Source organism: Bradyrhizobium sediminis, from assembly GCF_018736085.1.
Lineage (GTDB): Bacteria > Pseudomonadota > Alphaproteobacteria > Rhizobiales > Xanthobacteraceae > Bradyrhizobium > Bradyrhizobium sediminis.
Genome location: NZ_CP076134.1, coordinates 947,693 through 973,977, shown reverse-complemented (window position 1 = coordinate 973,977; position 26,285 = coordinate 947,693). Strand labels below are relative to the sequence as shown.

Below are 26,285 nucleotides of genomic sequence, written 5' to 3'. Positions count from 1 at the left end.
CCAGTCTTTTCTTGACGCGTTTTCCTTACGCGAACCGGTATCCACTTCGCTCGAAAACGCTATAGTCTCGCTAGCTAAAGACGGGTGCCCGATGCCGCGCGTGCTGATTGCCGACGACGAAGAATCCATGCGCACGCTGGTGGCGCGGGCCATCGCCATGGACGGCCACGCCACCGTCACCGCCGAAGACGGCGCCGAAGCGCTGGAAATCCTCACCCGCGAACCGGGCGCCTTCGATCTCCTGCTTACCGATATCCAGATGCCCGTGATGGACGGCATCGCGCTGGCGCTGGCGGCGGCGCGGGATTTTCCGGACCTGACGATCCTGCTGATGACCGGCTTTGCCGATCAGCGCGAACGCGCCCACGGCCTCAATGCGATCGTGCACGACGTGGTGACGAAACCGTTCTCGGTGGCCGATATCCGCACCGCGGTGGCCGACGCGCTGGCGGCAAGAAAGGGATAGCGGGCCGCGCCGCCCCTCTCGACCCGTCGTTGCCGGGCTTGACCCGGCAATCCATCTTCTTCGCAAGACTCTTCTCAGGGTTGATGGATACGCGGGTCAAGCCCGCGTATGACACTCGTCCCCGTAGCGGCGCCGTCGGTCCGGACGAAGCCCTCAATAATCCTTCAGCAGCCGCTCGATGTAATCGAGTTCGATCTGCGGCCGCTGCGGATCGGCGAGGCGGCGGCGGAGCTCTTCCAGAATCCGGCGCACCCGCTGCACATCGATCTCGCCGGGAATCTTCACCGAGAAATCGTCGCCGAATTCGCGGCCGTGCAGCGGCCGGCCTAGCGGATCCTGCTGATTGCCGCCGCCCTGCTGCCTTCCTGCGCGCTGGCCCGGGCCGTCGTTCTGTCCGTCGCCCTCGCCCTGCTGCATCGACTCCGCCAGGCTCTGGGCGCCCTTGCGCAGCGCTTCCAGCGCCTTGCCTTGCGAATCCACCGCACCATCGGCGTTGCCCTCGCCCAGCCTGCCGCTGGCATCGCCCATCGCGGAATCGGCCTCTCCGAGGCCGTCCTCGCCGTCGCCCTGCTCGCCTTGCTGACCCTGCTGTCCCTGCTCGCCACGCTGGCCTTTCTCGCCGCGCTGGCCCTGCCCCATGCCGCGCTTGGCCAGTTCCTGCTGCAGTCTCTTGAGACGGTCGCGCAGGCCTTCTTGATCCTGCTGCAGATCGCCCATGCTCTGATCGCCCTGCCTGCCGCGCTGGCGATCGCGCCGCGAATCCTGGCCCTGCCTGTAGGTCTTGTCGCGCAACTGCTGCTGCTTGCGGATCATGTCGCCGAGCTCGTTCAGCGCCTGCTCCATGTCGCCGTCGCCGGACTGGCCGGGCTGCGCCATCTGCAGGTTCTCCAGCATCTGCTGCAACTGCTCGAGCAGCTGCTTGGCGGCCTCCTTGTCGCCGGAGCGCGACAGGCGCTCCATACGATCGATCATGTTCTTCAGGTCCTGCTGGCTCAGCATCCGGGTGTTGGGATCGAGCGGCCGCGCCAATTGCTGCGGATTGTTGCGCAGCTGTTCGGCGAGCTGGCGCATGAAATTATCCAGCGCCGCACGCAGGTTTTCGGTGAGCTTCTTGATCTCCTCATCGCTGGCGCCGCGCTCCAGCGCCTGCTTGAGCGCCTCCTGCGCGGCGCGCAATGCCTTGTCCACGTCGGTGATGTTGCCATCCTCGATGGTGACGGCGAGCGCCCACAGGCTGGCGACGACCTCGCGCAGTGCATTGTCGGTGCGGGCGGCCTCGAGCTGCCGCGCCACGCTGTAGAGACCGAGATACTGGCCGGTTTCGGGCATGAACAGATGCGGCGCGATCATCAGCGCGTCGAGCGCGGCATAGACCGGCCCGTTCTGATTGGCGTCGAGCGCCAGAATGCGGCGCTGCTCGATCAGCGCCCGCGCCAAGGGCTTGGTGAACAGCCGCTCCGGAAGCCGCATGTTGAACGGCTCGCTCTTGCCCTCATTGCCGGCCTCGTCCTTCGCCGTCAGCGTCAGGGTGACGTCGGCGCCGGCGTAGGGATCCTCGCTGAGGTCCTTGACGGTCTGGCCGACGCCGTTGCGGGTCCGGGCATTCGGCAGCACCAGCGAAAATTGCGGCGCGCCGAACAGCGGCCGGGGCTCCGCGGCGCCCTTGGCCGCGTCGCCGGGACGGGCCGCAAAACGCGCCTGCGCTTCGGTGACGCCGTAGTCGTCCTCGATCCTGTAGGACATCTGCAGCGAACCGCGAGCCTGGCGTTCCGGGTCCTTGGCGAGCGAGATAGCCGGGGCGCGATCGGCGGTGGCGCTGAAGCGCCATTGCGGCTGCCCGGAGGGCGCGCGGACATGCGCGGTTCCATCGCCGGCGATGGTGAAATGCTTCTCGTTGGTGCCCCTGGGCGCCTGCTCGGTGGACACAGCTTCGGTGACGCCGCCGCCGGCCACCATATCGAGCGTGCCCCCGCTCGAGCGCACGATCAGCGTAGAGCCCGCCGGAACCGGCAACGGACCCGCGGCGGGCGCCGCGGCATCCTTGTTCGCCGCCGACAGGATGATCGGGGGCTTGCCGGTGTAGAGCGGCGGAGTCACCCAAGCGTCGACCCTGACATTGGCCGGCGCCAGCACGCCGTTCCAGTCGAACGCCGCGGCGACGCGCAAGCCGCGCTCATCGCCGGCGGCGATATAGGTTGCCACCATCATCACCACGACCAGCGCGCGCAGCGCCCAGGGATCGTGGATCGCCAGCCGCGGCGACGGCAGGCCGGCGCGGATCCGCTTCAGCGAAGCCAGGGTGCGCTCGCGTTGCGCCTGCCACAACGCCAGCGCGACCGGATCCTGCGTGGCCAGCGTATCGGTCAGCGCGGTTGCCGGGCGATGGCGAATGCCGGTGCCGCGGTCGAGCCGGCTGAGGCCCGCTTCGCGGCTCGGCCAGCGGAATCGGATGAGCGGCAACAGCGCCCCGAGCGCTGCGAGCACGAACAAGCCAATACCGATGGCGCGCGCCAGGAAGGGCAGCGCCAGCCACAATCCGGCCCAGGACAACACCAGAAACAGCCCGATGAGGCTCAGCAACCGCGCCAGATGTGGCCAGGTCTGTTCCCACGCGATCGCGTATTTCGCGCGCTGCAGGGCCTGGCCCAGTCGCAGCCGCGAGGTGGCATCAGGGACGCGCGCAGCTTCTGAGGGGTCGGGGGTGGCGCCGCTCAACAAACTCTCCGGGTTGCCCGAACAAAATCGTAGCACAACGGCGGCAATGAGGCACCTGTTCCCGGGTAACCCGCACCCGGAAATACGCATAACACGAAGGCGTGACTGGGCCGCCGCGACCCCGTAACGTCCGCCGCGAACCGCCGGAACCATCAAGCAAAAACCCAAGGAAACGTCATGGACCAGAAGACACACGACAAGGGACTGGAGATTCGCAAGGCGGTGCTGGGCGAGGCCTATGTCGCCAATGCCGTGAAGAACGCCGACGAGTTCAACAAGCCGTTCCAGGAACTGGTCACCGAATATTGCTGGGGCGCGGTGTGGGGCCGCGAGGAACTACCGCGCAAGACCCGCAGCATGCTCAATCTGGCGATGATCTCGATCCTGAACCGGCCGCACGAATTGAAGATCCACATCAAGGGCGCGCTGGTCAATGGCGTGACCAGAGACGAGATTCGCGAAATCTTCATGCAGGTCGCGATCTATGCCGGCGTGCCCGCGGGCGTCGACAGCTTCAGGATCGCGCGCGAAGCGTTTGCGGAAGTCGACAAGGGCTGAGGACTTGCTTGGTTCGGCCAAGCCGCCAACGTTGAAACCGTCATTGCGAGCAAAGCGAAGCAATCCAGCTTTCGCGCGCAAGGAAAAAAGCTGGATTGCTTCGTCGCTACGCTCCTCGCAATGACGCCCTCCGTTAGACTTCAAGGACACATCACATGGACATCGGATTCATCGGCCTCGGGAAGATGGGCTTTCCCATGGCGCGCCGCCTGGTCGAGGCGGGGCATGCGCTCGTGGTGTTCGACCAGCGCAAGGAGGCCGTCGACAAACTGGTGGCGCTCGGCGCCAAAGCCGCTGCATCGCCGAAAGAGGTCGCCGACCGCGCCGAGACCGTGCTGGCGAGCCTGCCGTCGCTGCAGGCCTCGCTCGAGGTCGCGACCGGCACCGGCGGCGTGATCGAAGGCAAAATGATAAAACGCTTCGTCGATCTCTCCACCGTCGGATCGCACATGGCGGTGCGAATTCACGACCTGCTGGCGAAGCGCAACATCGTGCAGCTCGACAGTCCCGTGAGCGGCGGCGTCGGCGGCGCCGAAAAGGGCACGCTGGCGGTGATGGTGTCGGGGCCGAAAGCGGATTTCGAGGTGGCCAAGCCCGCGCTCGATATCATCGGCAAGGTGTTCTTCATCGGCGAGAAGCCCGGCTCGGCGCAGACCATGAAGCTCGCCAACAATTTGTTGTCGGCGACCGCCGTGGTCGCGACATCGGAGGCCGTGGTGATGGGCGTCAAATCGGGGCTCGATCCCAATGTGATGATCGACGTCATCAATGCCGGCTCGGGGCTCAACACCGCGAGCCGCGACAAGTTTCCGCGCTCGATCCTGCCGCGCACCTTCGATTTCGGCTTTGCCACCGGCCTGATGGTCAAGGACGTGCGGCTCTGCCTCGAGGAAATGAAGGCGCTGGGGCTGTCGATGGAGGTCGCCGAAGCGGTCGGCCGGCTCTGGGAAGTGGTGATGCGCGAGATGGGCCCGGAGTCCGACTTCACCTCGGCGATCAAGCCGATCGAGCAGGCCGCGGGTGTGATCGTCGGCGGCAAGGGTGGCCACACGGCCAAGTGAGGCGATCGCAAGCCCTCTCCTTCGTCGTCCCGGCCAAGCGAAGCGCGCGCCGGGATCCATAGCCACCGATGTCGATGATGCGCAACGCTGGAGCCCCAGCGGGCGCAAACAATGCGCAAATGTGGTTGGGTCCCTGCGTTCGCAGGGACGACAGCTGCTCACAGCCACGGCGCCGGCTTGTCCATCGCGATCAGGGCATCGACGTCGATGCGGGGCCGCACCACAGCGTATTGGTCGTCCTTGACCAGCACTTCCGGCACCAGCGGCCGCGTGTTGTAGAAGCCGGACTGCACCGCGCCGTAGGCCCCGGCGGTCATGATCGCCACGAGATCGCCGGGCTTCGGTTCGGGAAGCTTGCGGTCGAGCGCGAGATAGTCGCCGGTTTCGCAGACCGGCCCGACCACGTCGGCCGTGATCGTTCGCGCGCCCTTTTCGGCCTCGCGGACCGGCAGGATGTCGTGGTGCGCTTCATACAGAGTGGGGCGGATCAGGTCGTTCATCGCCGCGTCGATGACGACGAAGTTCTTGGCGTCGCCATGCTTCACATAGATCACGCGCGCGACCAGAATGCCGGCATTGCCGACGATCATCCGGCCGGGCTCGAACATCAGCGTGCAGCCGAGATTGTGCGTCACCCGCTTGACCATCGCGGCATAGGCCGATGGCAGCGGCGGTGCCTCGCGGTCCATGTGATAGGGAATGCCGAGCCCGCCGCCGAAATCGATATGCGAGATGGTGTGGCCGTCGGCACGCAGCGTCGTCACGAAATCCGACAGGATGCGAAACGCGGTTTCCATCCGGCTGAGATCGGTGATCTGGCTGCCGATATGCATGTCGATGCCGGTCACCTCGATCCCCGGCAGCTTGGCCGCGCGGGCATAGACGGCACGGGCCCGCGCGATCGGGACGCCGAACTTGTTCTCGGACTTGCCGGTGGCGATCTTGGCGTGGGTGCCGGCATCGACGTCCGGATTGACCCGCACCGAGATCCGCGCGGTCTTTCCCGTCTCGACGGCGAGCCGCGACAGCAATTCGAGCTCGGGCTCGGATTCGACGTTGATGCAGAGAATGTCCTCGGCCAGCGCCGCGCGCAGCTCGGCTTCGGTCTTGCCGACGCCGGAGAACAGAATCTTGTGCGGAGGTATGCCGGCGGCCAGCGCCCGCTTCAACTCGCCGCCGGAAACCACGTCGGCGCCGGCGCCGAGTTTCGCCAGCGTGCGCAGCACCGACTGGTTGGAGTTCGCCTTCATGGCGTAACACACCAGCGTCTTCTCGCCGGCGAAGGCTTCGCTGAACACCCGGTAATGGCGCTCCAGCGTCGCGGTCGAATAGCAATAGAACGGCGTGCCGACCGCATCCGCCAGCTCGATGAGATTGACCGCCTCGGCGTGCAGCACGCCGTTGCGATAGTCGAAGTGATTCATGGCTGGCGTTCTCAGTCGAGAAGCGGATCGAGGACGAAGGCTTTCTTGCGGCCTTTCGGCGCGGTGGGCTGCGCATCGGTCCCGTAGGCCGGATTGAACACGCTCGGCCGCGCGGCCTGCTCGGCTTCGGTATCGGCCTGCGCTGCCGCGGCCTGCGGCGCGTTCGGCGGCAGATCGAGCGCGCCCTTGCGTCCGCAGCCCCCGAGCGCGAGCACGGCCGCGCTCAGAACGATGACGGCCCATCCCTGATGTGTCGGGCGGTGGTTACGATTCACGACAAGATCCCCAATGCGGGCGGCACCATACAAAGATTGCCCGGTTCTGGCGAGACCCGGACAACCATGAAATCGCAGAGAAATTCTTATGCCGAGCCCAACTTTCGCTCTTTTTCAAGCCGCTTCAGCCAGGCCTTGGCCTGCGCCAGCACGTTCTTCGGGGCGGTTCCGCCGTAGCTGGTCCGGCTTTTCACCGACGATTCCACCGAGAGCACCCCCATCACCTCGGCGGTAATCCTCGGTTCGATCGCCTGCATGTCCTTCAGGGCCAGCTCGTGCAGCGCCACACCGTCTTTCGAGGCCTTGGCGACGATGCGTCCGGTGACGTGATGGGCGTCGCGGAACGGCATTTTCAGCGTCCGCACCAGCCAGTCGGCGAGATCGGTGGCGGTGGCGTAGCCTTCGCCCGCGGCCAGCTTCATCCGCGCCTCGTCCGGCACGATGTCCACGACCATGCCGGTCATCGCCCGGACCGCCAGCGAGAGCGCGCCGAATGCCTCCATCGCGCCCTGCTTGTCCTCCTGCATGTCCTTTTGATAGGCGAGCGGCAGGCCCTTCATCACGATCAGAAGCGCGGTGAGCGCGCCGATCACCCGGCCGGTCTTGGCGCGCACCAGCTCGGCGGCGTCGGGGTTGCGCTTCTGCGGCATGATCGAGGAGCCGGTGGTGAACTTGTCGCTTAGCCGCACCAGGCCGACCAGCGGCGAGGTCCAGATCACGATTTCCTCGGCGAAGCGCGACAGATGCACCGCGGCGATCGCCGCCGCCGACAGGGTTTCGAGCACGAAGTCGCGGTCCGACACCGCGTCGAGCGAATTGGCCATCGGCCGGTCGAAGCCGAGCGCCTTCGCGGTCGCGGCGCGGTCGATCGGAAACGAGGTGCCGGCGAGCGCGGCGGCGCCGAGCGGCGATTCATTGAGGCGCTTGCGCGCATCGGCGAAGCGGCCGCGATCGCGCGCCGCCATCTCGACATAGGCCAGGAGGTGATGGCCGAACGTGACGGGCTGCGCGGTCTGCAGATGCGTGAAGCCCGGCATCACCGTACCGGCATGTTCCAGCGCCCGCTCCACCAGCGCGCGCTGGAAGCCGGCCAGCGCCGCATCGGTCTCGTCGATGGTGTCGCGGACATAGAGCCGGAAATCGGTCGCCACCTGGTCGTTGCGCGAACGCGCGGTGTGCAGCCGACCCGCGGCAGGCCCGATCAGCTCGCTTAGCCTGCTCTCGACATTCATGTGAATGTCCTCGAGCGCGCGCTTGAAGCTGAACGAGCCCTTGCCGATCTCTGACAAAATCGTGTCTAGACCGCCTGCGATATTTTTCGCATCGTTTTTGGTGATAATGCCCTGCGCGGCCAGCATCGCGGCGTGGGCCTTGGACGCGGCGATGTCCTGGGCATACATGTGGCGATCGACGTCGATGGAGACGTTGATTTCCTCCATGATCGCATCGGGCCCCTCGCCGAACCGGCCGCCCCACATCTTGTTGCTCATGACTTCTTGCTCATAACTTGCCATTCATCGCCACGTCCCGCGAACGGAACGCCGCAGCCGGCGCAACCGGCCGCAATCCAGGCTCTGCATAGCCGTATCTGATACAGGATGACAAACGATATGCCCGAACTGCCCTCGCCTCCCCGGGCCGCCACGCGCCGGATTCCGCTCGCGATCGGGGCGGTGCTGATCGCGGCGGCGATCGGATTTGCCATGGTTTACGGCCTCGGCGGGCTGAACCGGCAGAGCGGCGATGCCGCCTGCCGCCCGGCGGTCGAGCTGGCGCGCAAGCTGGCGCCGCTGGCGCATGGCGAGGTCGCCGCCCTGACCATGGCGACAACCCCGCTGCGGCTGCCGGACCTCGCCTTCGAGGATGCCGATGGGAAGCCCAAGAAGCTCTCCGACTGGCGCGGGCGCACGGTTCTGGTGAACCTGTGGGCCACCTGGTGCGTGCCCTGCCGCAAGGAGATGCCGGCGCTCGACAGTCTGCAGGCCAAGCTCGGCGGCCCCGATTTCGAGGTGGTCGCGATCAATATCGACACCCGCGATCCCGAAAAGCCCAAAAATTTCCTGAGAGAGGCCAATCTGACCCGGCTCGGCTATTTCAGCGACCAGAAAGCCAAGGTTTTCCAGGATCTTAAGGGCGTAGGCCGGGCGCTGGGGATGCCCACCTCGGTGCTGGTCGACCGCCAGGGCTGCGAGATCGCCACCATCGCCGGACCCGCGGAATGGGCCAGCGACGACGCCGTCAAGCTGATCAAGGCTGCGATGGTGCCGGCCGCGGCCGGATTTTAGGCCGAAACGTCGAGATTGCCGCCGATGCCGGGGCCGAGATTGGCGGGCGAGTTCTGGCCCGCACCGAGCAGGGTCATCACAGCGGATTTCTCCGCATCCACGTTCGATTTCATGATCGAGGCGGCCACCTGCATCCGGGTGCTGCCCGCCTGAGCAGCGAGAAGGCTGCTCACTATTGCCATCATATCCATACGCATGACCCCCAACGCCGGGACGCTAGCGGACGGGGGTTAACGAATGCTGGAAATGGCGGAACGTAGAAAGACGTAAGGCGGGCAACGAATCCAAATCGTCATACGCGGGCTTGACCCGCGTATCCATCAATCTTCACGAAACGAATTTTTCGAAGGGATGGATTGCCGGGTCAAGCCCACGGCTGTCCGGCACGGGTTATGCTTCATGCCGCCTTCTCCAATGTGACGCAACCGCGGGCGGTGCGACGACGTCGCGCCGTCCGGGTAGCGGAGGGCTCGAAATCGAATTTGGCCTGGTGTGGTGTTGGGCCTGGCGGGGAGGCTTTTTGAAGAAGTCCTGCAATCGGCCGCCGATGCATAAGATTGGCACGGATCAGCCTGGTGAAGGCGAGCGGGCTTTTGACGATCTTGTTGGCGTCGTGAGCCAGGCGCAGCAACAGGAAGGCAATCAGGGCGACCGTGATCTGAATGCGAACCGCATTTTCGGATGTGCCGAGGAAGTGAGTGATCTTCAAGGTCTGTTTGACCCATCGAAAGAACAGCTCGATCGCCCAGCGACGCTTGTACAAATCGGCGATTTCCTCTGCGCTGGCGGTCAGATCGTTGGTGAAGATGCGCAGCACCTTGCCGGTCTCTATCGTGACCTGGACTTCGCGGACCAGGCCCGACATTGGATTGCAGCGGGAGGCGGCGAGCCGCTTCGGAAGATATCCGGTCCGATCGCTCAGGACCGGCGATCCCACCGCAACCGGCCGATCCTCGACGACCTCAAAGGGCGTGTTGCGCTTCAGCCGCGTTACGATACGGCAGCCGGCCTGATCGAGCGTCGCCCACCACCCGTAATCGTAATAGCCGAGATCGAAAACATAGGTCGCCCCCGCCTCGATCGGCATCGCTTTGGCCGCCGTGATGTCATTGACGTTGCAAGGCGTCACCATCAGGTAGAGCGGCTGGTCGGCATCGGGATCGTAGATGATGTGGGCCTTGGCGCCGCAAACGCCGGCCGAAAATGTCGCCCAATGGCCGCTCAGGCTGCTCAGCCGCACGCTGGTCGAATCGATCAGGCGAACGCAATCGCCGATCTTCCTGCGATAGCCGTTCTGCAACTGAGCGATCAGCGCCGAGAGCAGGTCGGCAAACACTTCCACAGGGCGCGAAGCGTTCGCGGTCGACAAGGCCGACTTCGAGATCGTGCAGCCGCCAAGGTGATAAAGCTTACCGGCGTGGCTTCTCAGGCCGGCTTCGATCTCCCGAAGGCCGCGCGCCCCGCAAAACTGTGCGTACAGCATTGCGATCAGATGCGGACGGCTCTTCGTCACCCGATCGTCCCAATCGGCATTGTGCCGGTCCACAAGACGATCAAACGTCGCCCACGGAATCTGCTTCAGAAGGCAGTGAAAAACGATATTCTGGTGCGGCACGGCGTTGATCCTCTTGCTGTTCAGATGATTCGCAACCAACTGAACCCAAGCAGAATCAATGCCGTGCACTTCATCAAGCAGAAAACGTGCCGGACAGCCGTGGGTCAAGCCCGGCAATGACGGATCCCCTACCGCGTCGGGACCGGCTTTTCGCCGCGATAGTCGTAGAAGCCGCGCTGCGTCTTGCGGCCGAGCCAGCCGGCCTCGACGTATTTCACCAGCAGCGGGCACGGCCGGTACTTGGAGTCCGCCAGCCCCTCATGCAGCACCTGCATGATCGACAGGCAGGTATCCAGCCCGATGAAGTCGGCCAGCTCCAGCGGGCCCATCGGATGATGGGCGCCGAGCTTCATCGCGGCGTCGATCGCCTCGACGTTTCCGACCCCCTCATACAGCGTGTAGATCGCCTCGTTGATCATCGGCAGCAGGATGCGGTTGACGATGAAGGCCGGAAAATCCTCCGACACCGCGATCTGCTTGCCGAGCCTGGTGACGAATTCCTTGGCGGCGTCGAAGGTAGCGTCATCGGTGGCGATGCCGCGGATCAGCTCGACCAGTTCCATCAGCGGCACCGGATTCATGAAGTGAATGCCGATGAAGCGCTCGGGCCGGTCGGTGGATGCTGCCAGCCGGGTGATCGAGATCGACGAGGTGTTGGAGGCGACGATGGCGTCGGGCTTCAGCACCGCGCAGAGATCGTGAAAGATCTTGCGCTTGACCTCTTCCTTTTCGACCGCGCTCTCGATCACCAGATCGCAGTCGGCGAGCCCGTCCATGGTTTCGGTGGAAACGATCCGCTCCAGCGCCTGCTTGCGGGCGTCCTCGCTGATGATCTTCTTGGCGACCTGGCGCGACAGATTGCCATTGATGGTCGCCATGGCGGACTTCAGGCGCTCTTCCGAGACGTCGTTGAGCACGACCTTGAGCCCGGCCAGCGCCGCCACATGCGCGATGCCGTTGCCCATCTGGCCCGAGCCGATCACGCCGACCTTGTTGATCATCACCGACATTTTGTCATCTCACCGGGGGAGACGCGGCTCGCGCGTCCGCCCACTTTTGCATAAACACCGGCCGGAGTCCGATCCATCCGGCCGGTTGTTGGAATCGTCGTTACTTTCCGAGCTTGCCGAGCGCCTCGGTCAGCTCCGGAACCGCCTGATACAGGTCCGCGACCAAGCCGTAATCGGCGACCTGGAAGATCGGCGCATCCTCATCCTTGTTGATCGCGACGATCACCTTGGAATCCTTCATGCCGGCGAGATGCTGGATCGCGCCGGAGATGCCGATCGCGACATATAGTTCCGGCGCCACCACCTTGCCGGTCTGGCCGACCTGCCAGTCGTTCGGCGCATAGCCGGCATCGACCGCGGCGCGCGAGGCGCCGACGCCGGCGCCGAGCTTGTCGGCGAGCGGCTCGATATATTTGGCGAAATTCTCGCGGCTCTGCATGGCGCGACCGCCGGAGACGATGATCCTCGCCGAGGTCAGCTCCGGACGATCGCTCTTGGCGACCTCCTCGCCGACGAAGCTGGAGAGGCCGGGATCGGCCGCCGCGGCGGCATTCTCGACGCTGGCGCTGCCGCCGTCGCCGGCCGCGGCGAAGGTGGAGGTCCGCACCGTGATGACCTTCTTGGCGTCCTTCGACTTCACGGTCTGGATCGCATTGCCGGCATAGATCGGCCGCTCGAAGGTATCGGGCGAAATCACCTTGATGATTTCCGACACCTGCATCACGTCGAGCAGGGCTGCGACGCGCGGCATCACGTTCTTGAAGCGCGAGGTCGCGGGCGCGACGAAGGCGTCATAGGAAGGCGCCAGCGCCACGATCAGCGCCGCCAGCGGTTCGGCGAGGTCATGGGCATAGGCGGCGTTATCCGCCAGCAGCACCTTCTTGACGCCGGCGAGCCTGGCCGCGGCGTCGGCTGCGGCCTTGGCGTTTTCGCCGGCGACCAGCACATGCACGTCGGCGCCGAGCGCGGCGGCCGCGGTCAGCGCCTTGTTGGTGGAGTCCTTGATCGACACATTGTCGTGTTCGGCAATCAACAGCGTAGTCATCAGAGAACCCCGGCTTCCGTCTTGAGCTTCGATACCAGTTCGGCGACGTCCTTGACCTTGACGCCTCCCTTGCGGCCCGGCGGCTCCGAGGTCTTGAGCACCTCGAGACGTGGCGTCAGGTCGACGCCGTAATCGGTGGAGCTCTTGTCGGCGATCGGCTTCTTCTTGGCCTTCATGATGTTGGGCAGGCTGGCGTAACGCGGCTCGTTCAGCCGCAGATCGGTCGTTACGATCGCCGGTCCCTTCAGCTTCACGGTCTGCAGGCCGCCGTCGACCTCGCGCGTCACCTTGAAATCGGAACCATCGACTTCGAGCTTGGAGGCAAAGGTCGCCTGCGACCATCCGAGCAGGGCGGCCAGCATCTGGCCGGTCTGGTTCGAGTCGTCGTCGATCGCCTGCTTGCCGAGAATGACGAGGCCCGGCTTTTCTTCGTCGACGACGGCCTTGAGGATCTTCGCCACCGCCAGCGGTTCGGCACTGCCCTCCGCCTTGACCAGGATGCCGCGGTCGGCGCCCATGGCCAGACCGGTACGGATGGTTTCGGACGCCTGCGCCGGACCGATCGACACCACCACGACCTCGGTGGCCTTGCCGGCCTCTTTCAGGCGCAGGGCCTCCTCGACGGCGATTTCGTCGAACGGATTCATCGACATCTTGACGTTGGACAGTTCGACGCCCGATCCGTCGCTCTTGACGCGAACCTTGACGTTGTAATCGACCACCCGCTTTACCGGTACCAGAACCTTCATCGACCCTCTTTCGCTTGTATTTTGGGGTATGGATCAGCTTGGGCGCGGAACCTAATGGTCCCGCTATCGGCGGTCAACGCGCGAAAGCCAAAAATCGGCCCCGGACATGGCTGCTTTAGCGGTTCTGGCCGGGGACCCACAACACGTCCCCGGCGCCGTCATCATTGACGGATCGGCTGGCGACAAACAGGAAATCCGACAGGCGGTTCATATACTGGATCGCGGCGTCGCTGACCGGCTCGTCGGGCTGGGCCGCGAGTTCCACCATGACGCGTTCCGCTCTGCGGCATATGGTGCGCGCCAGGTGCAGATGCGCCGCCGCCGGAGTGCCGCCGGGCAGCACGAATGAGGTCAGCGGCGCCAGCCGCGCGTTCAGCGCGTCGATGTCGCGCTCGAGGCGTTCGACCTGGCTCCCCAGCACCCGCAGGCGCTCGGCCTTGCCCTCGCGCTGGGGCACCGCGAGATCGGCGCCGAGATCGAACAGATCGTTCTGGATCAGGCCGAGCATCGCATCGAGTTCGCGCGCCTCCTTGAGATACAGCCGCACGATGCCGATGGCGGCGTTGGTCTCGTCGACGGTTCCATAGGCGCCGATGCGCAGGTCGTATTTCGGGCGCCGTTCGCCGCTGCCGAGCGCCGTGGTGCCGTCGTCGCCGGTCCGGGTGTAGATACGATTGAGGACGACCATGGTTTCCTCCTTCAGCGGCCCATCGCCCAGACCGCGAGCATGGTGATGACGATCGCGACGAATTGCAGCAATACCCGCCATCGCATCAGGCTCTGCGACCGGTTCGGCGAACCGCCCCTCATCATGTTGAGGAGGCCTAGCAGCAGCACCAGCGCAACGGCGGCGACTGCGACGGGAAGAAGAATCGTGCTCAAGAATGATGCCATCGGCGCTACATATCATCGCATCGGGCGGTCCGCCACGCATAAGACCGGGCCCTGCCCCCGGCGCAACGATCTGGCTTTTTGTGCAATAATATCAGAAGCTAGCAAGGTCGCCGGTTGAACGCGTCGCCCGCTCCATCAAGGTGAAATGTGAGGCATCTTCGCTACGTCTACCTGGTCGTCATGGATGCGTTCTACACGTTTCTCGCCGATGACGGCTGGGCGATCGCGAGCCATATCGCGCTGTCGGCGCTGATGGCGCTGTTTCCGTTCCTGATCGTGCTGACGTCGCTGGCCGGTTTTTTCGGCTCCAAGGAACTCGCCGACCAGGCGGTGGGGCTGTTGCTGCAGGTCTGGCCCAAGCAGGTCGCGGATTCGCTGTCGGGCGAGATCCACGACGTGCTGACGACGACCCGCGGAGACGCGCTGACCATCGGCCTCGTGCTCGCGGTGTATTTTGCGTCGAACGGCGTCGAGAGCCTGCGCGTCGGACTGAACCGCGCCTATTCGGTGATCGAGCCGCGGAGCTGGTACTGGCTGCGGCTGGAATCGATCGGCTATACCCTGATCGCGGCCTTCACGGCGCTGGCGATGGCCTTCCTGATCGTGCTCGGCCCGCTGATGCTGGAGGCGGCGCGGCGCCATATTCCGCTGATCGTCGAGACCAACGAACATTTCCTCAACGTCACGCGGTACGGCATCACCATCCTGGCGCTGGTGATCGCCCTATTCATCCTGCACGCCTGGCTTCCGGCGGGCCGCCGCGGTTTTCTGCAGATCCTGCCCGGCATCATCTTCACCTTCGCGGCGTCGCTGGTGTCGGGCATCGTGTTCGGACAGTATCTCGCGCGCTTCGCCAACAACTACGTCACCATGTATGCGGGGCTGGCGTCGGTCATCATCGCGCTGGTGTTCTTGTATTTCATCGCCGCGATCTTCGTGTATGGCGGCGAGTTGAACGCGGCGATCATCAAGTCTCGGCTGCCGCACGGCGTGTCGCTTCAAGCAGCGCAGTCGCTAGAGCCCTTGGACTCACAGGCTTGACCAGGAAGGCATTGGCGCCGGCAGCGCGCGAAGCCGCCTCGTCGTCGCCGCGGCCCGACACCCCGATGATGGCAATGCGGCCGAACGGGGCGCCGAGTTTGCGGATTCGCCTGATCGCCTCGATGCCGTTGATGCCCGGCAGCACCATGTCCATCAGCACCGCGTCGAACGCGCCTTGCGCGATCCGCTCCGCGGCGAGTTCGCCGCGGCCGATGAATTCCGCCTGATGGCCGAGTTCGGTGAGAATCGCATTGAGCACGACGCGGCCGAACGGGTTGTCCTCGACGCTGAGAACGCGCAAGCCCCGCGCCCGATCCGGCGACGCATCGGCATCCGCGCCTGCACTGGCCGGTTTCGGCGCTTTGGCGCGGGTCAGCGTCACCGTCAGCGTGAAGGTGACCCCTCCGCCCGGCCGCTGCGCCACAAGGATGTCGCCGCCCATCGCCCGCGCCAGCGCCTTCACCGATGAAAGTCCAAGCCCGGCGCCGCCGAAGCGCGAGGCGATGCTCACATTGGCCTGCGAGAACGGACGGAACAGGCGTTTGATTTCACTGAGTGTGAGACCGATGCCGCTGTCGGAAACCGAAAAGGCGACGCCGACCTTGCCCTTCGGACCCGATATCGGCTTGACCGAGAGCGCGACACCGCCCGCCTCCGTGAACTTCACCGCATTGTCGATCAGGTTTTCCAACGCCGCGCGCAGCCGGACCGGATCGCCGACCACGAAGGCCGGAAGCTTTTCGGAAATCTCGACCTCGGACTGCAAGCCCTTCGCCGTCGCCCGGCCGGCCAGCGAATCCCCGACGCTGCGGGCGAGCGCGCGCAGATCGAAGAAGTCCTGCCGCACGCCAAGCCCGGGACCGCGGCTCCTCGCGGCATCGACAAACAGCGTCGCAAGACTGGCGAGATGTTCGGCGCCCGCCTTGATGGTGTCGACCCAGCGCCGCTCGCGCTCGCCGAGGTCGGATGTCGCCAGGAGATCGCTGATGGCGAGAATTCCGGTGAGCGGCGTGCGGACCTCATGCGCGAACGCCGCGAGCGCGGCCTCGACCATGCTGGGCGCGGCAGTCGTGTCGGCGCGCTTGCGCGCCTTGCCGGCGGCAACCCTTGCAACACGTTTTTTCGGCGTCCGCTTCTTCGGCGTCCGCGCTGGGCGCTGTGAGCGCGACTTCAACGCCATGATTCCCCCGACCCAGGCCGGCCCCACCATGCCATGGCGGGCGGCAAGGAGTCACGCCGAAGGGCGTTTTCGGCCGGCGGCATACCCTGCCAATTAAGCCAGGCCGACCAGGCCGCGGATGTCGGCGGGCGTCGCACCGCCGGCCCGGAGTTCGCGGATACCAGTGGCCTCCGTCGACTTCGACAGCTTGCATCCCTCGCCGTCGAGCATCAGGCGGTGATGCCGGTAGGCAGGCGGCGGCAGGCCAAGCAGTTGCTGCAGCAGCCGATGCACGCTGGTCGACCAGAACAGGTCCGCACCGCGCACCACTTCCGTAACTCCCTGCAGGGCGTCGTCGATAACAACCGAGAGGTGATAGCTGGTCGGCGTTTCCTTGCGGGCGAGAATCACATCACCCCACGCTTCGGGCCGGGCGGCCACGGCGCCGGTTTCGCCATCGGGGCCTTCGCCCCGTTCGACCCAGCTCAGGCCGGAGGCACGCGCGCACGCCGCTTCCATGTCGAGCCGCAGCGCATAGGGGGTATCCGATTCGATCAATCGCCTGCGCTCGTCCGGCGACAGCGATTTCGCGGCACCCGGATAGAGCGGCGCGCCGTCGGGATCGCGCGGCCAGGGCGCGTCGGCCTCGCGCTGCGCCACCAGCCTTGCGATCTCGGCGCGGCTTTCGAAACCCGGATAGACCAGCCCCTCTGCCGACAGTTTCTCAAGCGCAGCGCGATAATCCGCCAGATGTTCCGACTGCCGCCGCACCGGCGTTTCCCAGGCAATACCGAGCCAGGCGAGGTCCTGGTAGATCGCAGCCTCGAATTCCGGCCTGCAGCGGGTCGCATCGATATCCTCGATGCGCAGCAGGAACCGGCCGCCGCTCTGTCGCGCCAGGTCGAAATTCAGCAGCGCCGAATAGGCATGGCCGAGATGAAGGTGACCATTGGGGCTTGGCGCGAATCGGAAAACGGGTGGCGGCATCACACAGTTCTCGTCATTGCCGGGCTCGACCCGGCAATCCATCCCTTGAGAGACTCAGTTACGATAGGAGATGGATGCGCGGGTCACCAGCGCGAAGACGCGCTTCGCGCTTTTGCCCGCGCATGACGACCTTTAGAACCGGCCCGCCATGTTCATCCATCTCCAGACCCAGGCCGACCTCGAAGACGCCGTCCACGTGCTGGTGAAGCAGGACCCGCGGCTGAAACCGGTATTCGAGGTCGCCGGAATGCCGGCGCTGCGGCGGCGCGAGCCCGGTTTTGCCGGTCTTGCGCACATCGTCTGCGGCCAGCAGGTGTCGACCGCCAGCGCCGCGGCGATCTGGGGGCGCGTCAGCGCCGCGTTCGACCCGTTTCACCATGACGCGTTGCGCAAGGCGCGCGCCGACCGGCTCGGCCGGCTCGGACTGTCGGCGGCGAAGATCAGGACCCTGAAGAATCTGGCCCGCGAGATCGCGGCCGAGCGGCTCAACCTGGATGTGCTGGCGAACGAGGACGCCGACGCCGCGCACAATACGCTGACCGCGCTGCACGGCATCGGCCCATGGACCGCCGACGTCTACCTCTTGTTCTGCCTCGGCCATGGCGACGCCTGGCCCGCCGGCGATCTCGCCGTGCAGGAAGCCGTCAAGATCGGCCTCGGCCTGACGACGCGACCGACCGCCAAGCAAATGGCGCCGCTGGCGGAGCCCTGGCGGCCGCTGCGCGGCGCCGCGGCGCATCTGTGGTGGAGCTATTACCGGGCGCTGAAGAAGCGTGAGGGCGTGATCGCGGGCTAGATGCATGGCCTGGACAAAAAAAGCGAAAACAACCCCATGCAAAGTTAAGTGGACCTCGGCTCGCGGCGCTCGTGCTGCGCTGCGTCCGGGGCGCCAGTGCCCGCGCCCCTACCCCTTCAACCGCGCAACATGACCCGGTCCTCGCGCGCGCATTCCGCGACGAAGCCGATCACCGCGCGCACCGCCGGGAGTTCGACGAGGTCCGGATGCGCCAGCAGCCAGAGATCCGACACGCTGGCGAGTTTCTGCGGCGCGACCCGGACCAGATCCGGATAGGCGGCGGCGACCAGGCAGGACAGCGCGGAAATCCCGAGACCGGCCCGCGCCGCGGCCAGCATGTCGCCCTGCGACGAACACCGCATCACGACCGTTCCCTGCCGCGTGATCAGGTCGCTCCAGCGCGCCAGATGCGCATTCGACTCCCGGTCGGCAAAGCCGATCACGCTGTGGCCCTTCCATTCGTCGCGCCGTTCCGGCAGCGGCCGCCGCACCGCGTAGTCGCGCGAGGCATAGAACCCGGTGCCGAGGCGGCCGACCTTGCGGCCGATCAGATTCTCTTCGCCGCTGTCGACCGGACGCAAGACGACGTCGGCCTCGCGGCGGCGGACGCTGGCCGGAAACGGATGGGTGATGATCTCGAGTTGCAGATGGTCATGCTCACGCAGAAACGCCCCCATCCGCGGCATCAGCCAATGGGCCGCCAGCGTTGCGCCGATCGACAGCTTGACCGCGCCGCGGGCATGCCGCCCGGTCGCCGACACCGCGGCTTCGGCACGCAGTGCCGCGGCCGCCATCGCCTCGACATGCTCGCGAAACTTGCGTCCCTGCGCCGTCAGCGAAAGGCCTTCGTTGGACCGCGCGAACAGCCGCGTGCCGAGTTGCTCCTCCAGCAAGGCGATGTTGCGGCCCACCGTCGGATGGCTGGAGCGCAGCTGTCGCGCCGCCGCCGCGAAGCTGTGGGTCTCTGCCACCGCGACGAAGGTCTTGCACAGGTCCCAGTCCATCGGCGTCCCCGCCTCCCGCGTCCTTGCTGTTCATTCCTGGAAGCTTGTCCGTTCAATATTGAACAGCCTCCGGGCACCCGTCCAGCCCTATAATGCGCGGCATCGGGCCGGCGCCACGCGGCGCAGACCGCTTCACCGGCCGGCACTTGCAAACAACAAACCGACGCGTTCCGGCCCCGGGCCGGCCTGCCGGCTCGCCGGCCTCGCGTTTCGAAGGGATGGATGAAATGCCGCTACCTGCTTCGCTCGTCGACACGCTCGAACTGCCCGTGGTGGGCTCGCCGCTCTTCATCGTGTCCGGCCCCGAGCTCGTCATCGCCCAATGCAAGGCCGGCGTGGTCGGCTCGTTCCCGGCGCTCAACGCGCGCCCGGTGGAAAAGCTCGGCGAGTGGCTGACGCGCATCGAGAACGAACTCGGCGAATACAAGGCGCTGCATCCGGAGAAAAAGATCGCGCCCTACGCGGTCAACCAGATCTGTCACGCCTCCAACGACCGGCTGATGAAGGACATGGAGACCTGCGTCAGGCACAAGGTTCCGATCATCATCACCTCGCTGCGGCCGCCGCTGGAGATCGTCGAGGCCGCGCATTCCTATGGCGGCGTCGTGTTCCATGACGTCATCAACGTGAAGCATGCGCGCAAGGCCGCCGAACAGGGCGTCGACGGGCTCATTCTGGTTTGCGCCGGCGCCGGCGGACATGCCGGCACGCTGTCGCCGTTCGCGCTGCTGCGCGAGGTGAAGCAATGGTTCAAGGGCACGATCCTGTTGTCGGGCGCGATCTCCGACGGCTGGAGCATCGCTTCCGCGCTCGCGCTCGGCGCCGACCTTGCCTATATGGGCACGCGCTTCATCGCCACCCAGGAGGCGAATGCCGATCCAGCCTACAAGGCGGCGCTGACGGAATACGCCGCGCACGATATCGTCTATTCGAACCTGTTCACCGGCGTGCACGGCAACTATCTGGGGCCGTCGATCGTGGCGGCGGGTCTCGATCCCGATAATTTGCCGGTCGCCGACAAGACGAAAATGAATTTCGGCTCCGGCGGCAATACCAAGGCCAAGGCCTGGCGCGACATCTGGGGCTCGGGCCAGGGCATCGGCCAGATCGCCGACGCGCCGCCGGTCGCCGAACTGGTGGATCGCCTGAAAGCCGAGTTCGGACAAGCCAGCGTCGATTTTCTCAAGCGGGCGCGCGCCTGAGCGCGATCCGGTTTCGAAAAACAGATCAAACAGAGGGAGTGGGACGATGAGACTGTCGCGACCTGCATTGGCTATCGCGTTCGGCTTGAGCGGTATCATCCTGGGCGGCATCGTAACGGCTGCCGCCGATGACGGCGCGAAGGGTGAGATCCGCATCGGCCAGACCCTGCCCTACAGCGGCCCGGCATCCGGATTTGGCATCATCGGACGGGCGCAGGAAGCCTTTTTCGAAAAGGTCAACGCCGAGGGCGGCATCAATGGCCGCAAGGTGAAATTCATCAGCCTCGACGACGCCTATTCGCCTCCGAAGACGGTCGAGCAGACCCGCAAGCTGGTGGAACAGGATGAAGTGGTGATGATGTTCGGTTCGCTCGGAACCGCCACCAACAATGCCGTGCATCGCTACCTCAACGGCAAGAAAGTGCCGCAGCTGTTCGTGTTGAGCGGCGCGACCAAATGGGCCGACCCGAAGAATTTTCCATGGACCATGCCGGGAATGGCGGCCTACGAATCCGAAGGCGTCGTCTACGCCAAGTACATCCTGCAAGCCAAGCCGGACGCCAAAATTGCGATCCTGTCGCAGAATGACGATTTCGGCCGTGACTATGTCGCCGGTTTCAAGCGCGGGCTGGGAGCCAGGGCTGCGACCATGATCGTCTCGGAAGCGACCTATGAGACCAGCGCGCCGACCATCAGCTCGCAACTCGCGACGCTGAAAGCTTCCGGCGCCAACGTGATGTTCGGCGTGGTGCTCGGCAAATTCACCTCGCAGATGATCAAGGGCACGGCCGAACTCAACTGGAAACCCGATCTGTTCTTCGTGCCGACCTCGGCGTCATCGATCTCGTTCCTGGCGCCGGCCGGACTGGAAAACGCCGTCGGCCTGATCTCGTCGAGCAACCAGAAGGACACGCTCGACGCCCAATGGGCCGGCGACGCCGGGGTGAAGGATTACTTTGCCTTCATGAAGCAATATATGCCCAATGCCGACCTGAACAATTCGAACTACGCCGCCGGTTATCACTATGCGAGCCTTCTGATGAATGTACTGAAGGCCTGCAAGGACGACTTCAGCCGCGAGAACATCCTGAAACAGGCGACCTCGCTTCATGGGCTTTCGCTGCCGATGCTGCTGCCGGGAGTAACGGTGTCGACCGGTCCCGACGACTATCTGCCGTTCCAGCAGTTGCGGCTGCGGCGCTTCAACGGCAAGAGTTGGGTCGGCTTCGGCGATATTCTGGACGACCGCTGAGCGGCCGGGGAAACACAGATGATCATCAGCGGCGACCGCAGCATCGGCTATCCCGAGATTCACTCCCGCATCGCCAGGGCCGCGACCGGCTTGCGGACGCTCGGCCTGCGCGACGGCGCGCCGGTCGGCATGATGCTGCGCAACGATTTCGCGTTCTTCGAGGTCGCCGGCGCCGCGGCGGCGCTCGGCAGCCCGGTGGTGCCGATCAACTGGCATCTGAAGGCCGAAGAGGTCGGCTATATCCTGGCCGACAGCGGCGCCGATATCCTGGTCTGCCACGCCGACCTGCTGCCGCAGATCCGCGACGGCCTGCCCGATCGTCTGCGGCTATTGGTGGCGGCAACCCCGCCTGAAATCGCCGCGGCGTTCAATGTCGCGCCGGCGCTGACCAAAGTGCCCGACGGCATGACCGATTGGGACCGCTGGCGCGACGGCCATGCGCCGTCGCTAGCGCCGCCGATCGGCGCCTCGCCGATGTTCTATACCTCAGGCACCACGGGCCAGCCCAAGGGCGTGCGCCGCAAGCCGATGCGGCCCGAACAGCTCGCGGCATCGGCGCGGGTCGGCGCCATCGCCTATGGCATCAAGCCGAACGACGATCAGGTCATCCTGATGAACGGCCCGATGTACCATTCGGCGCCGAACTCCTACGGCATGCTGGCGTTCCGCAACGGCTGCCGGATCGTGCTCGAGCCGCGCTTCGACCCCGAGGACATGCTGCAGCTGGTCGCGCGCCACGGCGTCACCCACATGCATATGGTGCCGACCATGTTCGTGCGGCTGTTGCGGCTGCCGGAGGAAGTGAAAAGCCGTTACGACCTGTCGTCGCTGCGCTTCATCGTCCACGGCGCCGCGCCCTGCCCGCCGCAGGTCAAGCGCGCGACGATCGACTGGTGGGGACCGGTGGTGCACGAATATTTCGGCTCGACCGAAACCGGGATTCCGGTGTGGCACTCGGCCGAGGAGGCGCTCCGCAAGCCCGGCACCGTCGGCCGCGCGATCGAGGGCGGCATCGTCAGGACCTTCCGCGCCGACGGCGAGCCATGCGCCGTCAACGAAGCAGGCGAAATCTTCATGCGGCAGACCGCGACCTCGGATTTCGACTATCACGGCAAGGCCGAGGCACGCGCCGAGGCCGGGCGCGACGGCCTGGTCAGCGTCGGCGACGTCGGCTACCTCGACGAGGACGGCTATCTGTTCCTGTGCGATCGCAAGCGCGACATGGTGATCTCGGGCGGCGTCAACATCTATCCGGCCGAGATCGAGAACGCGCTGATCGGCATGACCGGCGTGCGCGACTGCGCGGTGTTCGGAGTTCCCGACGACGAATTCGGCGAGCGGCTGTTCGCCTGCATCGAAAAGGAACCGGGTGCGGCGCTGTCGTCCGCTGCGGTACAGCAGTTCCTGCGCGGACATCTCGCCAACTTCAAGGTGCCGAAGGACATCCAGTTCCTCGACGCGCTGCCGCGCGAGGCCAGCGGCAAGATTTTCAAAGGCAAGCTTCGCGATCTCCATGCCGAGGGGAAACTGCGCGCGATTGCGTGAACCCTAACCCCGTCATTGCGAGCGAAGCGAAGCAATCCATCTCCCCGCGCGGGGATAGATGGATTGCTTCGTCGCTTCGCTCCTCGCAATGACGCGGTCAGTAACCGGCATTCCCATGAATCAAAACAGCGTTTTAAACATCATTGCTGTTGCAAAGCGGACATCGAACGGCGCAATGATCGCGGCATGTGAAGCGCAGGAATTTGAAACATGAAATCCACCGACTTCATCGTCGCGCGCAATGATCTGCAGCAGTGCAAGACCATCGAAACGCGATTGCCCGATGCCGCAGCGCTGCCCGACGACGCACTGCTGGTCAAGGTCGATCGCTTCGCCTTCACCGCCAACAACATCACCTACGCCGTTCTCGGCGACACGCTGAAATACTGGCAGCTGTTTCCGGCGCCGGAGAATTTCGGCAACGTCCCGGTGTGGGGATTCGGCGAGGTAATCGGCTCGCGCCACCCGGGCATCGCCATCGGAGAACGGCTGTTCGGCTATTTCCCGATGGCGTCGCATCTGGTGATCGAGGCCGCCGACGTCAGCAAGCGCGGCCTGCGCGACGCCGCCGCGCATCGGCAAGGGGTGGCGCCGGTCTACAACGCCTATGCCCGCGTCAGCGGCGACCCCGCCTTCGCCGGGCGGCAGGGCGACTATCAGGCGCTGCTGCGGCCGTTGTTCATGCTGTCGTTCCTTGTCGACGACTATCTTGCGGAGAACGATTTGTTCGGCGCACGCAGCGTGCTGCTCTCCAGCGCCTCCAGCAAGACCGCGTTTGGCCTCGCGCACCTGCTGCATACGCTGCGCAAGCCGGTCCGGGTGATCGGGCTGACCTCGGCAGGCAACACCGCCTTCGTCGAAAAGCTCGGCTGTTACGACGAGGTCGTGACCTACGACCGCGTAACCTCGCTGCCGGCAGACCCGCCGGTCGCCTATGTGGACATGGCGGGCAACGGCGCGCTGCGCGAGACGCTGCACCGGCATTTCGGCGACCGGATGAAATATTCCGGCCGCATCGGGCTCACCCATCACGACGCTTCCGGCGTCGAAGGCAATTTGCCCGGCGCCAAACCAAGCTGGTTCTTCGCGCCCGACCAGATCCGCAAGCGCGCCAAGGAATGGGGCCCCGGCGGCGTCGACGTCAGGTTCGGCGCGGCATGGTCGGGCTTCGCCCCGAAGCTGGACCGGTGGCTCACCGTGACCGAGGGTCGCGGGCCGGCAGCCGTGAGCCAAGTCTATTTCGATACCCTGAACGGCCGCGTTCCCCCGGATCAGGGCCACATCCTGTCGCTGGCGGAATGGCCGGCATCTGATCCCGCCCTTTCTGCGCCACCCCGGACGGTATAGGCTTGTCCCCAAGGGAAACGCCGCGCAGACGGCTGGCGAAGAGAAACGCGCATGCTGGACAAGACATCGGACATTTCGATCGCTGCCGAAAACTGGCTGGCGCAGTTTGAATCCGCGCTTGGTGCGCCCGGCGGCGGCGAACTGGAATCCCTGTTCGTTCCCGACAGCTATTGGCGCGACGCGCTGGCGCTGAGCTGGACGCTGCAGACGATCAACGGCCGCGACGCCATCCTGGAAGGGCTGCGAGCCCTTGCGCCCGGTGCGGCGCTCGCGAACCTCGCCGTCGATCCCGCCCGCGCCGCGCCGCGCAAGGTGACGCGCGCGGGCGCCGACTGCATCGAAGCGATCTTCAGGTTCGAGACCGCTACCGGCCGCGGCAGCGGGATGCTGCGCCTGATCCCGGATGCCGGCGACGGCAACCGGCTGAAGGCCTGGACGCTGCTGACCGCGCTCGAGGAACTGAAAGGCTTCGAAGAACAGCTCGGCGCATCGCGGCCCCGCGGCCAGGCCTATTCGCGGGATTTTCGCGGCCCCAACTGGCTCGACCTGCGCAAGGCCGCGGCCGAATATGCCGATCGCGACCCGGTCGTGCTGGTGGTCGGCGGCGGACAAGCCGGCCTTGCGATCGCCGCCCGCCTCAAGCAGCTGAACGTCGACACCCTGATCGTCGACCGGGGGCTGCGGATCGGCGACAACTGGCGCCATCGCTACCACGCGCTGACGCTGCACAACCAGGTGCACGTCAATCACCTGCCCTATATGCCGTTTCCGCCGAACTGGCCGACCTACATCCCGAAGGACAAGCTCGCCAACTGGCTCGAGGCCTATGCCGAAAGCATGGAACTGAACTTCTGGACCGGCACCGAGTTCGAGGGCGGCAGTTACGATGAAAATAAACAGCGCTGGACCGTGGCGCTGCGCCGTTCCGACGGCGGCAAGCGCACGATGCATCCGCAGCATGTGGTGCTGGCCACCGGCGTCAGCGGCATTCCGAGCCTGCCCGATATTCCGACCCTGAAGAACTTTGCCGGCACCGTGATCCATTCCAGCCAGTACACCGACGGCGAGGAATGGAAGGGCAGGAAGGCGATTGTCATCGGCACCGGCAACAGCGGCCACGACATCGCGCAGGATCTGCATTCGAGCGGGGCGGAGGTCACGCTGGTGCAACGCAGCTCGACCCTGGTCACCAATATCGAACCGTCGGCGCAACTGGCCTACGCGACCTATGGCGAGGGAACGACTGAGGACAACGATCTGATCGCGACGTCGATGCCGCTGACACTGGCGAAGCGAACCCACGTCATGCTGACGAAGCAGTCGAAAGAACTCGATCAGGAATTGCTCGACGGCCTGGCGCGCGTCGGCTTCAAGCTCGATTATGGCGACGGCGGCACCGGCTGGCAGTTCAAATATCTCACCCGTGGAGGCGGCTATTATTTCAACGTCGGCTGCTCCGATCTCGTCGCCGGCGGCAAGGTCGGACTGAGACAGTTTTCGGATATCGAATCGTTTGTCGCCGAGGGCGCGCGAATGAGGAACGGCGAGACGCTTGCCGCCGATCTGATCGTGCTGGCGACCGGCTACCGGCCGCAGGAGCATCTGGTGCGCAAACTGTTCGGCGATGCCATCGTCAGCCGCATCGGCCCGATCTGGGGATTCGGCGAAGGCCAGGAATTGCGCAACATGTACACGCGCACCGCACAGCCGGGCCTCTGGTTCATCGCCGGCAGCCTGGCGCAGTGCCGGATCAACTCGAAATTCCTGGCGCTGCAGATCAAGGCGATCGAGGAAGGCCTGCTGCCGCGGGTGGCGCCAACAGCAGAGCCCGAAGCGGCGGTGGCGTGAATCCGTT

General features: G+C 65.3%; 24 protein-coding genes and 1 pseudogene. 11 read left to right on the top strand and 14 right to left on the bottom strand.

Going from position 1 to position 26,285, the window contains the following annotated elements; genetic code table 11:
* Positions 1-91: 91 nt before the first annotated feature.
* Positions 92-466, top strand: coding sequence for a response regulator (locus KMZ29_RS04655; RefSeq protein ID WP_215622657.1), 375 nt, complete (start codon positions 92-94; stop codon positions 464-466).
* Between the two features lie 153 nt (positions 467-619).
* Here the strand turns inward: KMZ29_RS04655 and KMZ29_RS04650 are convergent, their stop codons facing one another.
* Positions 620-3,181, bottom strand: coding sequence for a TIGR02302 family protein (locus KMZ29_RS04650; RefSeq protein WP_215622656.1), 2,562 nt, complete (start codon positions 3,179-3,181; stop codon positions 620-622).
* 177 nt (positions 3,182-3,358) lie between these two features.
* Between KMZ29_RS04650 and KMZ29_RS04645 the strand changes: the two genes are divergently transcribed.
* Together KMZ29_RS04645 and KMZ29_RS04640 are read left to right on the top strand one after the other, a co-directional pair.
* Positions 3,359-3,739 (top strand): carboxymuconolactone decarboxylase family protein, encoded by a 381-nt coding sequence (locus tag KMZ29_RS04645; protein ID WP_215614704.1) that lies wholly within the window; start codon positions 3,359-3,361, stop codon positions 3,737-3,739.
* Positions 3,740-3,894: 155 nt separating this feature from the next.
* Positions 3,895-4,800, top strand: a complete 906-nt coding sequence (locus KMZ29_RS04640; protein WP_215622655.1) for an NAD(P)-dependent oxidoreductase — start codon at positions 3,895-3,897, stop codon at positions 4,798-4,800.
* Between the two features lie 158 nt (positions 4,801-4,958).
* On the opposite strand, the gene lysA is transcribed toward KMZ29_RS04640, so the two are convergent.
* From lysA to argH, 3 genes are all read right to left on the bottom strand, one after another.
* A complete protein-coding gene (gene lysA, locus KMZ29_RS04635) occupies positions 4,959-6,224 on the bottom strand; it encodes a diaminopimelate decarboxylase (RefSeq protein WP_215622654.1) in 1,266 nt (421 codons plus the stop codon).
* An 11-nt stretch (positions 6,225-6,235) separates the two neighbouring features.
* On the bottom strand, positions 6,236-6,499 hold the full coding sequence (gene lptM, locus KMZ29_RS04630; RefSeq protein WP_249779823.1) for an LPS translocon maturation chaperone LptM: 264 nt from the start codon (positions 6,497-6,499) through the stop codon (positions 6,236-6,238).
* Between the two features lie 86 nt (positions 6,500-6,585).
* Entirely contained in the window at positions 6,586-7,989 is a 1,404-nt protein-coding gene (gene argH, locus KMZ29_RS04625) for an argininosuccinate lyase (RefSeq protein WP_215622653.1), read from the bottom strand.
* Positions 7,990-8,097: 108 nt separating this feature from the next.
* On the opposite strand from argH, the gene tlpA reads away from it, so the two are divergent.
* Complete coding sequence (gene tlpA / locus KMZ29_RS04620) at positions 8,098-8,784, top strand: thiol:disulfide interchange protein TlpA (RefSeq protein WP_215622652.1); 687 nt, start codon at positions 8,098-8,100, stop codon at positions 8,782-8,784.
* Here tlpA and KMZ29_RS04615 read toward each other — a convergent pair.
* The 7 genes and pseudogenes from KMZ29_RS04615 to KMZ29_RS04585 all read right to left on the bottom strand — a co-directional run bounded on the left by KMZ29_RS04615 (position 8,781) and on the right by KMZ29_RS04585 (position 14,097).
* Positions 8,781-8,975, bottom strand: coding sequence for a putative motility protein (locus KMZ29_RS04615; protein WP_215622651.1), 195 nt, complete (start codon positions 8,973-8,975; stop codon positions 8,781-8,783). The two genes, tlpA and KMZ29_RS04615, sit on opposite strands and share 4 nt — an antisense overlap.
* 311 nt (positions 8,976-9,286) lie before the next feature.
* Positions 9,287-10,399, bottom strand: a pseudogene (locus KMZ29_RS04610) (IS4 family transposase); the annotation flags it as partial.
* 128 nt (positions 10,400-10,527) lie between these two features.
* The gene (locus tag KMZ29_RS04605) at positions 10,528-11,409 is read right to left on the bottom strand and encodes a 3-hydroxybutyryl-CoA dehydrogenase (protein WP_215604938.1); all 882 of its coding nucleotides are present in this window, start codon (positions 11,407-11,409) and stop codon (positions 10,528-10,530) included.
* Positions 11,410-11,509: 100 nt separating this feature from the next.
* Positions 11,510-12,454 (bottom strand): electron transfer flavoprotein subunit alpha/FixB family protein, encoded by a 945-nt coding sequence (locus tag KMZ29_RS04600; RefSeq protein WP_215622650.1) that lies wholly within the window; start codon positions 12,452-12,454, stop codon positions 11,510-11,512.
* On the bottom strand, positions 12,454-13,203 hold the full coding sequence (locus tag KMZ29_RS04595; RefSeq protein ID WP_215622649.1) for an electron transfer flavoprotein subunit beta/FixA family protein: 750 nt from the start codon (positions 13,201-13,203) through the stop codon (positions 12,454-12,456). The genes KMZ29_RS04600 and KMZ29_RS04595 overlap by 1 nt, the downstream gene beginning before the upstream one ends.
* A 115-nt stretch (positions 13,204-13,318) precedes the next feature.
* Positions 13,319-13,891: a cob(I)yrinic acid a,c-diamide adenosyltransferase gene (locus tag KMZ29_RS04590; RefSeq protein ID WP_215622648.1), complete on the bottom strand. Its 573-nt coding sequence runs from the start codon at positions 13,889-13,891 to the stop codon at positions 13,319-13,321.
* A gap of 11 nt (positions 13,892-13,902) precedes the next feature.
* Positions 13,903-14,097, bottom strand: coding sequence for a twin transmembrane helix small protein (locus KMZ29_RS04585; protein WP_215622647.1), 195 nt, complete (start codon positions 14,095-14,097; stop codon positions 13,903-13,905).
* Positions 14,098-14,277: 180 nt separating this feature from the next.
* Here KMZ29_RS04585 and KMZ29_RS04580 point away from each other — a divergent pair, with 180 nt between their 5' ends.
* Entirely contained in the window at positions 14,278-15,138 is an 861-nt protein-coding gene (locus tag KMZ29_RS04580) for a YihY/virulence factor BrkB family protein (protein ID WP_369810112.1), read from the top strand.
* Here KMZ29_RS04580 and KMZ29_RS04575 read toward each other — a convergent pair.
* Positions 15,065-16,318, bottom strand: a complete 1,254-nt coding sequence (locus tag KMZ29_RS04575; RefSeq protein WP_215622645.1) for an ATP-binding protein — start codon at positions 16,316-16,318, stop codon at positions 15,065-15,067. The two genes, KMZ29_RS04580 and KMZ29_RS04575, sit on opposite strands and share 74 nt — an antisense overlap.
* A gap of 93 nt (positions 16,319-16,411) precedes the next feature.
* Positions 16,412-17,284, bottom strand: coding sequence for a tRNA glutamyl-Q(34) synthetase GluQRS (gene gluQRS, locus KMZ29_RS04570; RefSeq protein ID WP_215622644.1), 873 nt, complete (start codon positions 17,282-17,284; stop codon positions 16,412-16,414).
* A gap of 148 nt (positions 17,285-17,432) precedes the next feature.
* Between gluQRS and KMZ29_RS04565 the strand changes: the two genes are divergently transcribed.
* Positions 17,433-18,080 (top strand): DNA-3-methyladenine glycosylase family protein, encoded by a 648-nt coding sequence (locus tag KMZ29_RS04565; RefSeq protein WP_215622643.1) that lies wholly within the window; start codon positions 17,433-17,435, stop codon positions 18,078-18,080.
* Between the two features lie 116 nt (positions 18,081-18,196).
* Here the strand turns inward: KMZ29_RS04565 and KMZ29_RS04560 are convergent, their stop codons facing one another.
* Complete coding sequence (locus KMZ29_RS04560; RefSeq protein WP_215622642.1) at positions 18,197-19,084, bottom strand: LysR family transcriptional regulator; 888 nt, start codon at positions 19,082-19,084, stop codon at positions 18,197-18,199.
* Positions 19,085-19,311: 227 nt separating this feature from the next.
* On the opposite strand from KMZ29_RS04560, the gene KMZ29_RS04555 reads away from it, so the two are divergent.
* From KMZ29_RS04555 to KMZ29_RS04535, 5 genes are all read left to right on the top strand, one after another.
* Complete coding sequence (locus KMZ29_RS04555) at positions 19,312-20,286, top strand: NAD(P)H-dependent flavin oxidoreductase (RefSeq protein ID WP_215622641.1); 975 nt, start codon at positions 19,312-19,314, stop codon at positions 20,284-20,286.
* Between the two features lie 46 nt (positions 20,287-20,332).
* Complete coding sequence (locus KMZ29_RS04550) at positions 20,333-21,538, top strand: ABC transporter substrate-binding protein (protein WP_215622640.1); 1,206 nt, start codon at positions 20,333-20,335, stop codon at positions 21,536-21,538.
* A gap of 18 nt (positions 21,539-21,556) precedes the next feature.
* The gene (locus KMZ29_RS04545; RefSeq protein ID WP_215622639.1) at positions 21,557-23,083 is read left to right on the top strand and encodes an acyl-CoA synthetase; all 1,527 of its coding nucleotides are present in this window, start codon (positions 21,557-21,559) and stop codon (positions 23,081-23,083) included.
* 210 nt (positions 23,084-23,293) lie between these two features.
* Entirely contained in the window at positions 23,294-24,430 is a 1,137-nt protein-coding gene (locus tag KMZ29_RS04540; protein WP_215622638.1) for a DUF2855 family protein, read from the top strand.
* 51 nt (positions 24,431-24,481) lie between these two features.
* Positions 24,482-26,278 (top strand): flavin-containing monooxygenase, encoded by a 1,797-nt coding sequence (locus KMZ29_RS04535; protein ID WP_215622637.1) that lies wholly within the window; start codon positions 24,482-24,484, stop codon positions 26,276-26,278.
* Positions 26,279-26,285 lie beyond the last annotated feature (7 nt).

Excerpts from the sequence above, each read along its gene's own strand:
- KMZ29_RS04655 (WP_215622657.1), top strand. The coding sequence starts at position 92 with ATGCCGCGCGTGCTGATTGCCGACGACGAAGAATCCATGCGCACGCTG.
- KMZ29_RS04645 (WP_215614704.1), top strand. The coding sequence starts at position 3,359 with ATGGACCAGAAGACACACGACAAGGGACTGGAGATTCGCAAGGCGGTG.
- KMZ29_RS04640 (WP_215622655.1), top strand. The coding sequence starts at position 3,895 with ATGGACATCGGATTCATCGGCCTCGGGAAGATGGGCTTTCCCATGGCG.
- lysA (WP_215622654.1), bottom strand. The coding sequence starts at position 6,224 with ATGAATCACTTCGACTATCGCAACGGCGTGCTGCACGCCGAGGCGGTC.
- argH (WP_215622653.1), bottom strand. The coding sequence starts at position 7,989 with ATGAGCAACAAGATGTGGGGCGGCCGGTTCGGCGAGGGGCCCGATGCG.
- tlpA (WP_215622652.1), top strand. The coding sequence starts at position 8,098 with ATGACAAACGATATGCCCGAACTGCCCTCGCCTCCCCGGGCCGCCACG.
- KMZ29_RS04615 (WP_215622651.1), bottom strand. The coding sequence starts at position 8,975 with ATGGATATGATGGCAATAGTGAGCAGCCTTCTCGCTGCTCAGGCGGGC.
- KMZ29_RS04605 (WP_215604938.1), bottom strand. The coding sequence starts at position 11,409 with ATGTCGGTGATGATCAACAAGGTCGGCGTGATCGGCTCGGGCCAGATG.
- KMZ29_RS04600 (WP_215622650.1), bottom strand. The coding sequence starts at position 12,454 with ATGACTACGCTGTTGATTGCCGAACACGACAATGTGTCGATCAAGGAC.
- KMZ29_RS04595 (WP_215622649.1), bottom strand. The coding sequence starts at position 13,203 with ATGAAGGTTCTGGTACCGGTAAAGCGGGTGGTCGATTACAACGTCAAG.
- KMZ29_RS04590 (WP_215622648.1), bottom strand. The coding sequence starts at position 13,891 with ATGGTCGTCCTCAATCGTATCTACACCCGGACCGGCGACGACGGCACC.
- KMZ29_RS04585 (WP_215622647.1), bottom strand. The coding sequence starts at position 14,097 with ATGGCATCATTCTTGAGCACGATTCTTCTTCCCGTCGCAGTCGCCGCC.
- KMZ29_RS04580 (WP_369810112.1), top strand. The coding sequence starts at position 14,278 with ATGGATGCGTTCTACACGTTTCTCGCCGATGACGGCTGGGCGATCGCG.
- KMZ29_RS04575 (WP_215622645.1), bottom strand. The coding sequence starts at position 16,318 with ATGGCGTTGAAGTCGCGCTCACAGCGCCCAGCGCGGACGCCGAAGAAG.
- gluQRS (WP_215622644.1), bottom strand. The coding sequence starts at position 17,284 with ATGCCGCCACCCGTTTTCCGATTCGCGCCAAGCCCCAATGGTCACCTT.
- KMZ29_RS04565 (WP_215622643.1), top strand. The coding sequence starts at position 17,433 with ATGTTCATCCATCTCCAGACCCAGGCCGACCTCGAAGACGCCGTCCAC.
- KMZ29_RS04560 (WP_215622642.1), bottom strand. The coding sequence starts at position 19,084 with ATGGACTGGGACCTGTGCAAGACCTTCGTCGCGGTGGCAGAGACCCAC.
- KMZ29_RS04555 (WP_215622641.1), top strand. The coding sequence starts at position 19,312 with ATGCCGCTACCTGCTTCGCTCGTCGACACGCTCGAACTGCCCGTGGTG.
- KMZ29_RS04550 (WP_215622640.1), top strand. The coding sequence starts at position 20,333 with ATGAGACTGTCGCGACCTGCATTGGCTATCGCGTTCGGCTTGAGCGGT.
- KMZ29_RS04545 (WP_215622639.1), top strand. The coding sequence starts at position 21,557 with ATGATCATCAGCGGCGACCGCAGCATCGGCTATCCCGAGATTCACTCC.
- KMZ29_RS04540 (WP_215622638.1), top strand. The coding sequence starts at position 23,294 with ATGAAATCCACCGACTTCATCGTCGCGCGCAATGATCTGCAGCAGTGC.
- KMZ29_RS04535 (WP_215622637.1), top strand. The coding sequence starts at position 24,482 with ATGCTGGACAAGACATCGGACATTTCGATCGCTGCCGAAAACTGGCTG.